This is a genomic window from Shewanella psychrotolerans, assembly GCF_019457595.1.
In the GTDB taxonomy this organism is placed as follows: domain Bacteria; phylum Pseudomonadota; class Gammaproteobacteria; order Enterobacterales; family Shewanellaceae; genus Shewanella; species Shewanella psychrotolerans.
Genome location: NZ_CP080419.1, coordinates 1,875,571 through 1,892,066, shown reverse-complemented (window position 1 = coordinate 1,892,066; position 16,496 = coordinate 1,875,571). Strand labels below are relative to the sequence as shown.

Annotated in this window: 13 protein-coding genes and 1 pseudogene; 7 read left to right on the top strand and 7 right to left on the bottom strand. The window is 44.0% G+C overall.

All coding sequences use genetic code 11. The features are described from left to right. Window positions 1–180: 180 nt before the first annotated feature. From phoU to K0I62_RS08390, 4 genes are all read right to left on the bottom strand, one after another. Window positions 181–882, bottom strand: a complete 702-nt coding sequence (gene phoU / locus K0I62_RS08405; protein ID WP_220071001.1) for a phosphate signaling complex protein PhoU — start codon at window positions 880–882, stop codon at window positions 181–183. Window positions 883–941: 59 nt separating this feature from the next. Next, window positions 942–1,760 carry a phosphate ABC transporter ATP-binding protein PstB gene (pstB, locus tag K0I62_RS08400; protein WP_220063938.1) on the bottom strand — a complete coding sequence of 273 codons (819 nt, stop codon included), beginning with the start codon at window positions 1,758–1,760 and terminating at the stop codon, window positions 942–944. Between the two features lie 77 nt (window positions 1,761–1,837). Then, entirely contained in the window at window positions 1,838–3,496 is a 1,659-nt protein-coding gene (gene pstA, locus K0I62_RS08395; RefSeq protein WP_220071000.1) for a phosphate ABC transporter permease PstA, read from the bottom strand. A 60-nt stretch (window positions 3,497–3,556) separates the two neighbouring features. Then, window positions 3,557–5,815: an ABC transporter permease subunit gene (locus K0I62_RS08390; protein ID WP_220070999.1), complete on the bottom strand. Its 2,259-nt coding sequence runs from the start codon at window positions 5,813–5,815 to the stop codon at window positions 3,557–3,559. A 176-nt stretch (window positions 5,816–5,991) separates the two neighbouring features. Here K0I62_RS08390 and K0I62_RS08385 point away from each other — a divergent pair, with 176 nt between their 5' ends. The 4 genes from K0I62_RS08385 to K0I62_RS08370 all read left to right on the top strand — a co-directional run bounded on the left by K0I62_RS08385 (window position 5,992) and on the right by K0I62_RS08370 (window position 10,900). Beyond that, a complete protein-coding gene (locus K0I62_RS08385; protein ID WP_220070998.1) occupies window positions 5,992–6,489 on the top strand; it encodes a glycine cleavage system transcriptional repressor in 498 nt (165 codons plus the stop codon). A 232-nt stretch (window positions 6,490–6,721) separates the two neighbouring features. Then, a complete protein-coding gene (locus K0I62_RS08380; RefSeq protein ID WP_258405117.1) occupies window positions 6,722–7,522 on the top strand; it encodes a DUF2797 domain-containing protein in 801 nt (266 codons plus the stop codon). Between the two features lie 215 nt (window positions 7,523–7,737). Then, window positions 7,738–9,918, top strand: coding sequence for a TonB-dependent receptor (locus K0I62_RS08375; protein WP_258405116.1), 2,181 nt, complete (start codon window positions 7,738–7,740; stop codon window positions 9,916–9,918). Between the two features lie 385 nt (window positions 9,919–10,303). Beyond that, entirely contained in the window at window positions 10,304–10,900 is a 597-nt protein-coding gene (locus K0I62_RS08370; RefSeq protein ID WP_220071322.1) for a LysE family translocator, read from the top strand. A gap of 257 nt (window positions 10,901–11,157) precedes the next feature. Here the strand turns inward: K0I62_RS08370 and K0I62_RS08365 are convergent, their stop codons facing one another. Beyond that, on the bottom strand, window positions 11,158–11,580 hold the full coding sequence (locus tag K0I62_RS08365; RefSeq protein WP_220070997.1) for a DUF2541 family protein: 423 nt from the start codon (window positions 11,578–11,580) through the stop codon (window positions 11,158–11,160). 626 nt (window positions 11,581–12,206) lie between these two features. Here K0I62_RS08365 and K0I62_RS08360 point away from each other — a divergent pair. The 3 genes from K0I62_RS08360 (at window position 12,207) to K0I62_RS08350 (ending at window position 14,231) form a co-directional block, all read left to right on the top strand. Beyond that, the gene (locus K0I62_RS08360) at window positions 12,207–12,722 is read left to right on the top strand and encodes a DUF1415 domain-containing protein (RefSeq protein WP_220071321.1); all 516 of its coding nucleotides are present in this window, start codon (window positions 12,207–12,209) and stop codon (window positions 12,720–12,722) included. 77 nt (window positions 12,723–12,799) lie between these two features. Beyond that, complete coding sequence (locus tag K0I62_RS08355) at window positions 12,800–13,549, top strand: ribonuclease H family protein (protein WP_220070996.1); 750 nt, start codon at window positions 12,800–12,802, stop codon at window positions 13,547–13,549. Window positions 13,550–13,577: 28 nt separating this feature from the next. Beyond that, complete coding sequence (locus K0I62_RS08350) at window positions 13,578–14,231, top strand: cupin domain-containing protein (RefSeq protein ID WP_220070995.1); 654 nt, start codon at window positions 13,578–13,580, stop codon at window positions 14,229–14,231. Here the strand turns inward: K0I62_RS08350 and K0I62_RS08345 are convergent. Both K0I62_RS08345 and rnk read right to left on the bottom strand, forming a co-directional pair. Beyond that, on the bottom strand, window positions 14,226–15,269 hold the full coding sequence (locus tag K0I62_RS08345; RefSeq protein ID WP_220070994.1) for an NAD(P)H-dependent flavin oxidoreductase: 1,044 nt from the start codon (window positions 15,267–15,269) through the stop codon (window positions 14,226–14,228). The two genes, K0I62_RS08350 and K0I62_RS08345, sit on opposite strands and share 6 nt — an antisense overlap. A gap of 294 nt (window positions 15,270–15,563) precedes the next feature. Further along, window positions 15,564–15,918 (bottom strand): annotated as a pseudogene (gene rnk / locus K0I62_RS08340) (nucleoside diphosphate kinase regulator). Window positions 15,919–16,496: the final 578 nt, after the last annotated feature.

Sequence of the window (16,496 nt, the reverse complement as noted above, 5' to 3'; positions counted from 1 at the left end):
GCCTGCAAGAATAATCACTGCTATTAACAAGAGCAACAAAAAGCTGCATCTTTAAGTGCCGTATCACGGTTCGCACCACGGCTAATACCTACAACTATAAAAAGGCAACCAAGTGATGAGATTTCACCTAAGGTTGCCTTTCATAATGGCTAACTATTGAGAATAGCGTAGCTGGCGAGTTTAGATTTTTTTCATCTCTTCATAGGTAATATGACGAACATCTTTACCTTTGACATAGTAGATGATGTATTCACAGATATTTTGACATCTGTCGCCTACTCGCTCTACTGCACGGGCAGCCCAAAGTACATCTAATACTTCAGGAATAGAGCGTGGATCTTCCATCATATAGGTCATCAACTGACGAATAATGCCTTCATATTCACTGTCGAGTTTGGCATCTTCCTTATGCAGCTCCATCGCAACCTCGGCATCCATACGCGCAAGTGCATCAAGGGTTGAATGTAAAGTACGGGTCGCATGACGACCCATGTTCTCGATGCTAACCAATAACGGTTGTTGATTTTTCAAACGCTTATCTAAGGCCGCATTGGCAATTTTCACGCTTGCATCGCCAATACGCTCTAAATCCGCAATGGTTTTAGAAATGGCAATAATGAGGCGTAAATCACTGGCTGCAGGCTGACGTTTGGCGATAATGCGGGTGCACTCTTCATCAATAGACACTTCCATACCATTGACAGTATGATCGCCATCTATCACCTTTTGCGCTAGTTCGACATCTAGGTTGCCAAGCGCATCTAACGCTTGCTCTAACTGACGTTCAACTAAACCGCCCATCGCCAGTACGCGATTACGAATATCATCTAACTCAGCATTAAACTGACCAGAGATATGTTTATTTAAATTCATGTTTTCCATTGCAGTTCAACCTTTTCAATTCAATCTGTAGTGTGACGACATCAATCCTTAGGCGAATCTTAGCCGTAGCGCCCTGTAATATAATCCTCGGTCTTCTTTTTCTTCGGCGTAGTAAAAATGGTATTGGTATCAGCGTATTCAACCAACTCTCCCATGTACATGAATGCCGTTTGATCAGAGACGCGAGCCGCCTGTTGCATGTTGTGCGTCACAATAACAACGGTATATTTAGATTTTAGCTCGGTGATCAACTCTTCAATGGTTAACGTCGAAATAGGATCGAGTGCCGACGTTGGCTCATCGAGAAGCAAAACTTCGGGTTCAATGGCAATAGCGCGGGCGATCACCAAACGCTGCTGCTGACCACCCGATAAACCAAATGCGTTATCGTGAAGACGATCTTTGACTTCATCCCAAATTGCTGCGCCGCGAAGCGAACGCTCGGCGGCATCATCGAGTTGACGACGGTTATTAATCCCCTGCAAGCGTAATCCATAAACCACATTCTCATAGATTGATTTAGGGAATGGATTTGGACGCTGAAACACCATACCGACATTACGACGTAAGGAAGCAACGTCAACTTGTTTGTCATAGATATTTTGCCCATGAAGCAAGATCTCACCACCAATATGGCAGTTATCGACTAAGTCATTCATACGGTTAATACAGCGAAGCAAGGTCGACTTACCACAACCACTTGGACCGATAAATGCGGTAACTTTTTTCTTAGGTATCTTCATTGATACATCAAATAACGCCTGCTTATCGCCATATTTAAGATCTAAATTGCGGATCTCTAGTGCGGTCTGTTCACTGCTTAAGTTATTTAAGTCTAATGTTTCTGTTTTCATTACCGAACTATCTATCGAAATCATATCTGTTCCTAATCACTTCAGGATAAAGGTTTATTCACGCCCAAGCTCGGCTCGGGCGGGTATTAATTTAGCTTTGGTTAGTGCTCTAGTGAGCGATACTTCTCACGTAAATGGTTACGCACCGCAATCGCTGTTAAGTTCAGGCTCACAATCACAGTCACCAGTAAAAATGAGGTGGCATAAACCAAGGGACGCGCGGCCTCAACATTCGGGCTCTGGAATCCCACATCATAAATATGGAAACCTAAGTGCATAAACTTACGTTCCAAGTGCACAAAGGGGAAATTCATATCGATTGGCAAAGTAGGCGCAAGCTTCACAACACCTACCAACATCAATGGGGCAACTTCACCTGCGGCTCGGGCTACCGCCAAAATAAGGCCAGTCATAATCGCAGGGCTCGCCATCGGTAAGATGATACGCCACAAAGTTTCTGCCTTGGTTGCCCCTAACGCCAAGCTGCCTTGACGAACCGAACTTGGAATACGACTTAGCCCCTCTTCGGTGGACACAATAACCACAGGCAGTGTAAGAATTGCTAAGGTCAATGCCGACCAAATGACACCTGGAGATCCAAACGTCGGCGTTGGCAGTGCTTCAGGGTAAAACAGCTGATCGAGCGAGCCACCTAACATATAGACAAAGAATCCCAGACCAAACACACCATACACAATCGATGGGACGCCCGCTAAGTTAATCACCGCGATACGGATCATCTTAGTGATAGGGCCTTTCTTCGCGTATTCATGCAGGTAAACGGCTGCGATAACCCCAAAAGGAGTCACTATCACCGCCATCAGCATCACCATAAATACCGTACCGAAGATAGCTGGAAACACTCCGCCCTCGGTATTGGCTTCACGAGGATCATCGCTAACAAACTTACCGATCCCTTTGAACCAATGACCCACTTTACCGAGTAAGCTCAAGTGATTTGAATAAGTCACATCTAAGATACTATCAAGTGGTAGCGTGACTTCTTCACCACGCATATCGCGGATAATCACCGAATCACGAGCGGCCTCTTGACGAAGGGCAAAGAACGCCTTCTCCATCTCTTGGTAGTCGGCTTGAAGTTTTGCACGCTCCGCATCGAGTTGCTTTTTACGTGCATCAGTTAATGCATTATCCAGCTCAAAACCACGTTCTTTTAAACGTAAATGCTCAAGCTGGTAGTTGACTGAACCGATATCGCCCTTTTGCAACGAAACCGCTTTATCGCTTAGTGCAACTGCGCGTTCAATATGCTCTTCGAACGAGGCTTCAAGGTGGTCATTATCCAGCGTAAGACGCTTGCCATCTTCGATAATGGCTACTGGATAACCATAAAAATCACCGTTTTTAGCGCGCTCTAACTTAGCCAGCTCGATAGGTGTTGTGCGAGAGACGATATCGGTGGCTAATATCCAGCGAAAATCCAATCCAACAAATTCACGGTTACCCGTTTTGACAAGATATCGAGTCACCATCTCACCAGGATGTTGGTTAAATTTGTGTCCCGCCGAGATCAAGCGCTCTGTTGGCACTTCCTCTCGGTCATAAATCTCACCAATCAGCGTTGAACGAACACCTTGCTGGTCCACTAACTCCCACTGATAGATCTCAGCAGGCCAAAAATAACTCAGACCACGAGATGCGATTAACAGCAGCAAACCAATCACAGCAATCAAACTAATGCTGACCGCGCCACCTGTCATCCAGATCCAGGGCGAACCCGATTTAAACCACTTACCCATTACATAAGCCTCTTAAAGTCACAGGCGAAAATATCGAAATCAAAAACATATTGGCCTCCATTACAGTGAGCTATAGCGTTCACGAAGACGCTGTCTCACCACTTCAGCAATGGTGTTAAAGAAGAAGGTAAAGATAAACAGCACGAATGCAGCTAAGAACAGCACTCGGTAATGGGAACTACCGATGGCAGATTCTGGCATTTCAACCGCAATATTGGCCGCCAATGTACGCATCCCTTCAAATACACTCCATTCCATAATCGCTGTATTACCTGTTGCCATAAGTACAATCATGGTTTCACCGACAGCGCGACCGAGGCCCATCATTACCGCCGAGAAGATGCCGGGGCTCGCGGTCAATAACACAACCCGAGTCAAGGTTTGCCAGTTGGTTGCTCCCAACGCCAAGCTACCATTTGACAAGTGACGCGGTACTGAGAACACTGCATCTTCTGCAATCGAAAATATCGTTGGGATAACCGCAAAGCCCATGGCGATACCGACAACCAACGCGTTGCGCTGATCGAAGGTAATACCAAGTTCATTGGTGATAAATAGACGTGAATCACCACCAAAGAGGGCCACCTCAACAAAGGGACTGATATAGAAAGCGAACCAACCAACAAAGATAATCACCGGCAGTAGCATCAGCTCTTGGTAAACTTCAGGCAAACGCTGTTTCCAACGTGCAGGCAGTTGATGCCACGCAAATGCCGTCACCAAGATACTCACCGGTAACATCACCAGTAATATCAAGATCCCCGGCAAATTGTCTTCAATCAGTGGTGCTAACCAAAGGCCCGCTAAGAAACCGAGAATAACCGTAGGTAAGGCTTCCATAATTTCAATGGTAGGCTTAACGACTGCGCGCACTTTTGGCGACATAAAATATGCGGTGTAGATGGCGCCAGCAATTGCGAGTGGCGTTGCAAACAACATGGCATAAAGTGCAGCTTTCATGGTGCCGAAAGCCAGTGGCATTAAACTCAACTTAGCTTCAAAGTCATCTGAGCCCGAAGTCGACTGCCAAACATATTGTGGCTCAGGATACCCTTCATACCACACCTTGTCCCACATCGCGCTCCAAGACACCTCTGGGTGACTATTTTCAATCGCAAATAGATGCAGCTTTCCGCCAGCTTGAACCACTAACGCATTCGAACGAGGACTAAAGCCCATCACACCCGGTTGTTTTAAATCGAAGGTCTTTGAAAACAACTTGCGCTGACTCGTGGTGTAAAGCAGGTTAAGTTCACCTGAGTCGCTAATCGTTGCAAAACTTTTACGATAAAACTCACTGGCGATGCGTTTAACACCAGCCTTGTTACTAAATTCACGTATCTCTTGATATTGACGACCTTTGTCACCGTTAACCTGAAAATACTGCAAAATTAAACCATTATCATAGCTAACCAATACCGAGCTGGCGCCAGCCAACAGGGACACATCTGTCACTCTGGTTTTCGCTCGCTCAAGTTCAATCACTTGAATTAACGACACCTCTTCGGTATCACGAATATCATAAACAAATAAACGATTCGCCGAGCGCAGTAATAACTGACGTTGATCTGGGGTCATCAGCACTTGTTGCACTTGTAACGGTGCATCATCGATAATCGTTGATGTCGATGCCCACTCCACCTCTTCAGTCATCATGTTTTCCTCACCTTCTTGGCGAGTCAGATGCCAGCGGCCACTATCATCACGATAGGCAAAGCTCATTTTGTCAGATGAATAGGTAAAACTCAGTTGATTGAGTGGCAGCGCATTATCATCCACCTGTAAACGCTGTTTACCTAATGGATAACGTAAGCTTGGCGTGATCACCCTTTTATTATCTGGATAAGTCACTGAGAAATTAATGCCGGCTATCACCACTTGGCCGTTTGAGAGACCAAATGCGAAACGCTGTTCACTTGGCACGGCTGATGCGCTGCTAACAATAGACACGCCTTCAGGCAGTTCGATAGATTCCACATCGACAACCTGACCCGTTGCTGCACTGTAAAACGTAACTTTTCCGTTTACTCCAACGCGATAAAGGATCTCATTTTGTTCATCGCTGCCCACCATTAGGGTAGCAACATCGCCATCTTGGAGCTCGGCAGTCATCACTGGCGTCACACTGGCGCCGTCGAAAATTGGTTTAACCACGTAAAGTAGATAGAAAAAGATCAGCAATAACGCGACAAACACCATAGTGCCGCCGAGCGTTACCCCAAATTGGGTTAACTTATCTTTAAAAGCTCTTCTACTTGAGCCCTTCCCCATCAACAAATTTGTTGCTGTAGAACCAGGTTGAGTGACCTGAGTTTCCATTAAGAACCTCGTATATTTTTGTTCAGTAGAGTTTTTCTGGGATTGTCGTCTAGGCTATGTTAACTATAGTGAACCTAATACGACCCCATTTCTGACAGTCGGGATTATATGACGCAAAGATGACACTATTGTTACAGCGATAAAATGTCATCAATTACTTATGGAGCCTTCACCAAATGTTACGATATTTAGTTACACTGCAAGTTGCCGATAAAACAGGATTAGTCGAGCAAATCGCCCATATTGTCAGTCGCCACGGTGGTAACTGGCTGGACTCAGAACTTCGCCACCTCGACGGTATTTTTGCCGCCATACTGCTACTTGAAGTTCCTGCCGCTAATTGGGATACCTTGCTCGAAAATTTAGAATGTATAGAAGGCCTTACGCTTACCTACAGTAAAACAAGCCACACGGCACCAGTCGTACCAAGTAAACGCTATTCGTTAGTCGCCTACGATAGACCAGGGTTGGTTCATGACATATCAAATAAGATCAATGCGCTAGCAATAAACATCGAGCGTCTATCCACCCATTATGAAACCGCAAGTCACACAGGTGTTGAACTATTTAGAGCTGATTTCAGTCTCAATATTGCCGATGATGCAACCGAACAACAACTGACGAAAGCCTTGTACACCATAGGCGATGATGTTGTACTCGACATATTAGCTTGATCTATCTACCTCGATTATTAGCCCAGCCATAATAAGCTGGGCTAAAATCATAAACAGAACAACAAAGAAAACAATCGATAAAACCTATCAAAAATAAACTCATCAATCTGATATACTCACTCTATAAACCACATTCACCATGAAACTTGCTTAGGTTTTCACTCACTTAAGTTTCTAGTTAATACCGGATATCATGATGCCCAACGTTCCACTTATAGGAAACATCAGTAAGATGCGTTCCTCACTCGACAGCAACGGCCAAGTTAATTACCAACTGCCATTATCAGAGCACTTAGTCGAGATGAATCCGCTTATTGGTCACCAAGTAACATTGACCCATACAGGAAACATCTACTGCTGCAATTGCAACAAGAAAACCAAGAAGAGTTTTTCTCAAGGACACTGCTTTGTCTGCATGAAAAAATTGGCTAGCTGCGACATGTGCATCATGAAACCTGAAACCTGTCATTTTGCCGAGGGCACCTGCCGCGAGCCACAATGGGGAGAGGCTAACTGCTTTGTGCCTCATTATGTTTACCTGTCTAACACTTCAGGTCTAAAAGTGGGCATTACTCGCCATACTCAGCTGCCTACACGCTGGATAGATCAAGGCGCCACTCAAGGTTTACCTATTTTGAAAGTCTCTACACGACAACTATCAGGCCTTATCGAAGTTGAACTGGCTAAGATGATCAATGATAAAACCAATTGGCGCACCATGCTTAAAGGCAATGCTGCGCCGCTTGACTTAGTTGAACAAGCAAAAGAATTACTGCCGCACATTGAAAAACGCATCCATGAACTGTCGATGGAGCACGGTGAGTATGCCATCGAGAAGCTCGATGAGGCGATCCTTGCTATTGAGTATCCAGTAAGCGAATTCCCCACAAAAATCGCCTCACATAATTTCGATAAAAATCCAATAGTGACAGGAAAACTGATGGGCATTAAAGGCCAATATCTGATTTTCGATACAGGGGTCATTAACTTACGCAAGTTTACCGCTTATGAGATAAGCCTCAGCGCCGACTAAGTCATTCAAGGGCCTTGTAAGCTAACTTTTCAAGGCCCTTCCTCTCCCAATCATCCATCCTCACACTTTCATCTATGGCGAACATCAACACGATTTAGACTAACGCCACCCAAACAAAATAACAAAATTGCAACATATGTAAATTCGCTGCAACCATTAATGAGAATGTATATCATTCGCGTAAAATCATTACCTTTATAAAATTGGAATCTTTGATGTTGACTCAAATATCATTTAAAGAAATGCAGCTGGAAAAATTACCGTCGAAAAAAATACTATCGAAACAATCTAGAATCGCACTCTATACCAGCCTGTTTTGTTTCGGTTTGCTCCATAACTCAGCGGTCGCTGACGACACCGATATGGAACGTATCATAGTGACAGGCAGTCGCAGTGCAGAAAGTATCGAAGAAGTGCCCTCCTCCGTGACTCTGATCGACAACAAGACGCTCAGCCGAGACATGCAGATCAGTTCAGAGCTGCAAAACATGTTAGCTTTTCGCGTACCGGGAATGGCCCCCAGCACTGGCACCTCCAGCAACTCAGGCCAAACACTGCGTGGACGTAAAGCATTAGTGATGATCGATGGCGTGCCGCAATCGACCCCACTACGCAATGGTCAGCTTGGTATCCGCTCCATTGACCCAAGCGCAATCGAGCGTATCGAGGTGATTAAGGGAGCCACCTCAATTTATGGTAACGGCGCCTCTGGCGGCATCATTAACTATATCACCAAGCGAGCATCGAGCAGCGACAAGGCAAACATCGAACTGGCAGTATCGAGTAAGTTCAGCGCCGTTAAGTTTGAAGACAGCGCCGGCTACCGCTATAACGCCAGTATAGATGGCACATTAGACAAGGTTAGTTACGTGCTCAGTGGTTCGGTCGAGGAAACGGGGCTCGAATATGATGCCGAGGGCGATATCATTGGCCTCATCTATGGTCTATCGGAAACCAAGTCACAAAACCTGTTCACTAAACTGAGCTATGACTTCGACAGTGAGAAGCGACTGCAACTCACCTACAACTATTATGAAGCCCAGCAAAATGCCGATCTAGTGGATGTGACTGGTAGCGTCAATACAGGCGTTAAAACCTATGCGATAAAGAACCGTGGCGGCACCAAACCAGGCGTTCCACAGGGGCCTAGTGGTAACCATAACCTGATGCTGAAATACACTGACGAGGCACTATTTGACAATACTCAACTGACCTTAGACGGGTATTATCAAGAAATTGAAAATATGTTCTTCTACTCAGCGGCGCTAGCCAACCCAAGCGAGGGTTATGATGGTGGTCAGTCTTTAATTCGCTCTAAAAAACGCGGGCTTCGCATCAACTTCAACACTGTCATCGATTGGGATAATGTCTCGGCCACCTTTATCTACGGCATCGATGCCCTCAATGATATCAGTTCGCAGCCACTGCATGATGGTCGTATCTGGGTTCCCGAGATGGATATGAGCAATCTGGCAGGTTACCTGCAAACTAAATGGGTAATTGATGATGATTGGATTGTAAAGGCTGGCCTACGTCACGACAGAGTGGATATCAGTGTCGATGACTACACCACACTGAAGCTATGCAGCACGCCAGCAACCTGCTCCGTGCCTTTCGACGTCACTGGTGGCGAACTCAACTTTACCTCGACCACTTACAATCTAGGCTTACGCTACAGTGCATCGGAATATATCAGCCCATTTGTAAGCTTCTCTCAGGGAGCAGACATCTCTGACCTCGGTCAATTACTGCGCACTGCGACGGTTAATGATATCTCGCTGATCCAAACCCAAGCCTCAATAGTCGACAACTATGAGGTAGGATTCGCCGGACGCTACCAAGCGCTCGATTATCAATTTGCAGCCTATCGCAGCACATCAGAACTTGGTACTAGCAATAAATATGATGCCGAGACAGGTGTCTACATGCCAGTACGAGCACCGCAAAAGATCTGGGGATATGAAGCAGAGCTCAGCTATCAGATATTCGATAACCTCGGCGCCGACCTTAGCTATAGCTGGGTTGAGGGCAAAGATACCGAAAAAGACATCTATCTAGATGGTCAGGTTATCTCTGCCCCTAAATTTACCGCCTCGCTAAATTGGCAACCGATAGATGAGGCAAACATAGCGGTTAACTATCTTTACGTGGATGATCGCAAACGTTTTGAGCCACTCAATGGTAAATATGTTGGTGCTCAGGGACCTATTAGCGCCTACAACCTGGTGAATTTAAGCGGCAGTTATCAATGGCAACAATGGCAATTTAACCTTGGAATTGAAAATCTACTTAACCAAGATTACTACTCGGCACGCTCTCAGGCATACACCTATAAAGGCTATAATACCAAAGGCCTAGGTACTACGGTTAATGTTGGGGTCAAAGTTAACTTTTAACCCTTAGCTTACTTACTAACCATTGATCACAAAAGGCATCACCTCATTGGGTGATGCCTGATCATCGACTCACACCATGGCCAACTAAGGGCGTAAAGCACACTTCGAATTTAATTTTTCAGATCAATTGCTTGGTACAAAAATAGTTATCTTGAGCTAACGTTATGTCCCAATAATGTTATGTATGATTCAATATATGCTTGTAAATCTTCGACAGTCATTTCGCGCTACCCATTGACCATTCCAATGTTCAAATCGACCACTACTCCCCCTAATTTACAGTTAGTTACAAAAGCAATTACCTATATGAATATTTTTCTGGTCAGAAAGATAAATGTCAGCGATCATACTTTGCAAATATCACGTTAAAGAGATTGAACAATTAATGGAACTGGTTTTTGCCATTGCACTGTTTGCATTTTCATCTGGCATCACCCCTGGCCCAAATAACATTATGTTAATGAGCTCAGGAGTCAACTTTGGGGTGAAAGCAAGTTTGCCTCATCTAGCGGGGATCTGTATCGGATTTCCATGCATGGTGCTGGCAATAGGCATGGGCTTAAGCGCTCTCTTTCAAAGTTATCCAATACTGCATTTGGTCATTAAATATGTGGGGATCACCTATCTAATCTATCTTGCTTGGCTCATTGCCAACAGCAGTAGCAAAATGGAAGGCAAACAAACCAGTAAACCTCTGAGTTTCATACAAGCAGCCGCTTTTCAATGGGTTAACCCAAAAGGTTGGATAATGGCTGTTGGCGCTGTCGCAACCTTCACCTCAATCGATCTGCCACTAACACCCCAGGTCATCACTATAGCTAGCGTATTTTTGAGCGTTGCGTTTCCCTGTGCCGTTGTCTGGTTAGGTTTTGGTGTTGCTTTAAAACGCTTACTAAAAAACCAACGTCAACAAAAATGGTTTAACATCACGATGGCGCTATTGCTTGTGCTGTCTATCATCCCTATGATCGTGCCTAATTAATTGTGATAATCGAGAGATGAAGTGACACTGCAACGACCAGCCCCCCATGAGTTTGCCCAAGCTATTGCAACCAAAATGGAAAACAGGGTCGAAGCAGTCATCATGAAATACAATCTCCTATTTTCGATACTGGGGTAATTAATTTAAGAAAGCTCACCTCGTATGAAATAAGCATCGAGATAGAATAACGGTTTATATATAAATAGGTGCGAACGCACCTATTTATAATATCGATTTAGGTCAAAAGATAACGCCAATTATTTATCCTTGGCTTTGCGGCCTAACACTTCGACTTTACCCTTAGCGGAAACGCCAACAAGTCCCAGTTTTTGGTTACCTACGCTGTCATAACTGAGTTCAATGCTATCGATTTCACTATCACCTTTAGGAACAGTAATAGCCCGACTCGATAAACCGCTTGTGAGCACCCCAAGATTATCAACGGTTTTTGATTCACCATCACTCATGTTAATCACGATCTTTCTTAGGTTAATCGTTCCTTGAGTACACTTTAACTTGATACTTTCGACTTTTTTTTCATTCTTATGAGGCTTAATCTTATCCACCTCAGCCTTATAATCGACCGTCTTTTCTGCAATGGTAATCCACTCCTGAGCAGACATGGCAGGAAAACAGATAAAGCTAAATATCAACGTAAGAAAAGCTATTTTTAATTTCATGGAAATTCCCTCTACCTATTAAAACTTATATAGTAACCATCAATGTTATTGAACCAACTTATTAATATCGAATTTAACCATATATCACGAATGAGCTTAATACACTAATTAAGCTAAATATTTCTCATCTACCATATCTTATGAAAACTATTGAGTGATCATTTTACAGCCACATCAAATTCAATATCACTATGTTTAACAATTAAATAGACGCGCTTTATCTATGATATTAACCTGATTCGCGAAACATTATAGTCTCAGTTTCTCCACTACAACCAATACGCTGAGATAGCACCAAGGATGACGGATCAGCAATCGTTAGTTTAATGCGATTTTTTGCTGACAAAAACAATAATACCGTGATGATGTGCCACTAATATACTTGGAGTTAACCAATGACTCACACCATGGAACTTACTTCGCCATTGTATGATTAGGTATTAGCATGCATTAAAGCGCCTACTAAAAAACCAAGATCAATAAAAATGGTTTAACATCGCCATGGCGCTATTGCTTGTAGTGTCTATCATCCCTATGATCGTGCCTATAATTGTGATAGTGGAGAGAGTAAAGTGACACTGCAACGACCAGCCACAGATGAGTTTGCTCAAGCCATTGCAACCGAAATGGAAAATTGGGTAGCGCGAGTCATCATAAAATACAATATTTGCCCGTTCGCGCGTCAGGAAGTCATGAATAACACGATTCGTTATCAAGTTATTGACGATAAAAAACTTGATCATGTATTAACAGCCCTTATCGATGAATGTCAGTTTCTCGATGATCACCCAGAATTAGAAACCACCCTGTTCATTCTGCCGCAAGGATTTGAAGGCTTTTATCTCTATCTAGATTTAGTAGATATCGCCAATGACCTGCTTATCGAACAAGGATATGAAGGTGTATATCAGCTGGCTAGCTTCCATCCGGACTATTGCTTCGACGGTGAACCTCAAGATAGCGCGGCCAATTACACCAATAGAGCCCCCTATCCGACGCTGCATATTATTCGCGAAGAAAGCATGGAAAAGGCCTTGGCACAATACAATGATCCAGAATCTATCCCTGAGCGTAATATTGCCTTCGCCGAGCGTAAAGGCAGTGAGTTCTTCGTCAAACTGTTACAAAACTGCAAGCAATAAAACCGATCAATAATTTAAGCTTGAATTGATTAAGCTGGGCTTATTTAAGCTAACTATTAGAAATAAATGGAACAAAGATGGCAACTAAATATTATGTCGTTTGGGCAGGACGAGAAACGGGTATTTTTACCAGTTGGCCACAAACGAAAGCGCTAGTCGATGGATTTGCTGGCGCCAGATACAAATCCTTTAAAACCGAAGCTGAAGCAAAAGCCGCCTTCGGCAAAGGCAGTTCAAGCTCACGCCAAACTAAATCGCCAACTAAAACCGCCACAAAAACGGTTAGCACGACTAACCATGTTGCTAACAGCGACGTAGATATCTACACCGATGGTGGTTGTGAGCCAAATCCTGGTAAAGCAGGCTCGGGACTCGCGCTCTATCGCCATGGCAAACTCACTGAACTTTGGTATGGTTTATATAATCCTAATGGCACCAATAATACGGCAGAATTAAATGCGCTATACCAAGCATTGTTAATTGCAAAAACTGAGCTTGATCAAGGACACAGCGTACATATTCATAGTGATTCGCAGTATTCCATAAATTGTATTACCAACTGGGCATATGGCTGGAAGGCCAAAGGCTGGAAGCGAAAAGTCGCTGGCGATATCGCCAACTTAGCGATCATCCAAAGCGCCCATGAACTCTATGACACCCTAAAAGAAAAGCTCATCATTTCCCATGTGGCCGCTCATGTGGGTATTGAAGGAAATGAACTCGCCGATCGCATGTCCATCTATGCGGTAGATCAGCAAAGTTATGATTTTGTTCGCTATCCGGAGCCTTTTGACCTCGTAGATATTCTGGCCTTACGGGCGGGATAATGACCTGCTCTCCAGACAGGAAAAGATAATGATTAACATGGATTTTAATGAAAGATTAGTGATCGACACTGGGCAACAAGCGTGGCAACCGAGTCCTGCTAAGGGTGTATGGCGCAAACCCCTTGAGCGTGAAGCCAAAGAGTCGGGACACACGACCAGCATAGTGAAATATGAACCGGGATCGGCCTTTGCAACCCATCATCATCCTTTAGGCGAGGAGATATTGGTCCTTGATGGCGTGTTCTCTGATGAGCATGGCGATTATCCTCAAGGGAGTTATATCCGCAATCCTCCTGATAGTCATCATGCACCCTTTAGCCAACAAGGCTGCACCCTGTTGGTCAAGCTCAATCAGTTTGATCCTAGAGATACAACGACTGTTAGGCTTGATACCCACAATACTCCTTGGCAAGCGGGCATTGGCGGGCTTGAAGTGATGGGATTACATCAGTTTGAACATGAGCATGTCGCCTTAGTGAAGTGGCCAAAGGGCGAGCGATTCCAGCCTCATTGCCATTTTGGTGGTGAAGAGATCTTGGTTATCACAGGCACATTTTGTGATGAATATGGCACCTACCCAAAAGGCACTTGGCTCCGTAGCCCCCATATGAGCCAACATTTCCCCTTTGTGGAACAAGATACCATCATCTGGGTTAAAACGGGTCATTTACCCTTACTATAACTTTGCCGCTAACTGATAGGTCAGCTTGGTTGCACAAATAGACTGACAAGCATCGGGATTTTGACCGCTCCACAGTGGTGAAAAATCATCTTTACCCATGCGTTCAGCGTACTGACGTAAAATCGCCATATCCTTGCCACCGTAAGGGAATGGCGGAACTAACGGATTAAGTGGCCCCAGCTCATGCATCACCCGATTAACGATCCCTCTTGCAGGCTTACCAGAAAACAGTGTCGTTAACGCTGTGTGGTATCGTCTCTCACTTTGCAAGGCATCACGATGAAGCTGACTAATTTTACTTTGATGGCACAATAGATAAGCCGTTCCTACCTGAACCGCACTGGCACCAAGCAATGTGGCCGCTTGTACACTCTCACTATCACCAATACCACCAGCAGCAATAATAGGAACCTCAATTTGATTTCTAAGTTGACCTAGTAGGCTAAGCAACCCGACTTGTGTGCTCAAATCTTCATTTAAAAACATCCCCCTGTGGCCGCCAGCCTCGACACCTTGAGCGATGATCGCATCTGCGCCGTTTATCTGAAGCCACTTGGCCTCAGCTAAGGTGGTCGCCGTTGAAATGACTTTTGTCCCCCAGCCTTTAATGCGATTCATCAATGCTTTGTCGGGTAAACCAAAATGAAAACTAATGATGGGCGGAGAAAAAGGTTCAAGCACATCGGCAACCGTATGACTAAATGGCATCCTTGTTGCGGCAGTACTTTTATAATCATCGGGTACGGCTAATTCATTGAAATAGTCTTGCAACTTTGCGCGCCACTTATCTTGAATCGCAGGACTATCCTCAGGCATCGGATGACAAAAAAAGTTGAGATTAAACGGCCCATCGATCACAGTCTTTAACTGGCCAATTTGTTGTTGCAGTTGCTCAGCATTTAGCATGGCACAAGGTAAGGAACCTAACGCTCCCGCTTGGCAAACTGCTATCGCCAGCTCACTATCTTGAGCCCCTGCCATCGGCGCTTGAATAATTGGCAGTTTAATCCCCAAGAGCGCTTCTATTCCATGAGCCATAATCCTTTTCCTTTTAATATCTCGACATCACAAGCCAGTTTAAGCTCATCAATTCTAATGGGGATACAGTGAAGATTCTACGCTCTTATTGCCATTGAGTCAGTTGCCGCTTTGTGTCTAGTTGTTCTTGCAAATCCATTTGTAGAAATCAATGAAGTTAAGCAAGAGGCTTGAATGAGGATATTTAGTCTGTTGAACAAAAATCGGATGAGAATTTATTGTAGGCAATGGAAAAATTAAAAATCATAGCCTTAGGCTTACTAAAACAACCTGTGGACCGCCCTCTAATGAGTCTTAGAGATGAAACTCACCAGCTCGTTCAGGTTGATATTCGACCACAACCACTTTAACAGTTAACTGCCCCACCAGGTTTAGGCCATTCAATCTCATCACCTTCAGTTAACCCTAGCAGCGCACTGCCGACCGGAGCCAATACCGAAATTTGTCCCACCTCGCCATTATGGTTTTACGGATAGACCAAAGTTAATGAAAACTCTTTGTTTGAAGACGTAACTCTAAAGCGCACAGTCGAGTTCATAGTAACGATATTATCTGGCATATCTTCAGCCGCCACGACCTCTGCGCGATCAAGCTCAGCTACCAAGTCATCTAATTCTGCACCATGTTTTTCATCTAACATTTCAATCATTTTTTTTAATCGTCCTGAGTCGATATAAGATACTGTTATATCTGGATTTTATACATAATCAATATACCTAACATTGACCAATTTATTATCCCTAAGCATTCCATTACACAAAGGGATGCCATAGTTACGCTTAACCTTGTCATCAAGTAATGCCCTTGGGTCAACCACCTGACCTTTATAGTTGCAAATAAGTAAGATTATTATCTTTGATATAAGCGACTAACAATTCTCCCCCATGACGAACATAAACTCCTTATCCATAAAACAGGGCTTATTTAACGCTCGAAACTGACCCGCTTCTATCATGGCACAAAGCAAGAAATAGGCAACAAGCAAAAGAATTACACCTAAAGCAACAAAACTGCACAACTAAAAATAAAAAACCTTTTTTTTCATAATGATAAACCATTCCAAAATACATAATAAATAAACAAAATTTTATTTAGAATAACATCAACATCCAGTACAATACAAAAATCTAAGCTTTCAACTGGAAGCAACAAAACCACAGTTATGATAATAAAAAATATTTATTCATAGTGAGATACAGGCACTATTAAGCAAATATGACTCCAGCT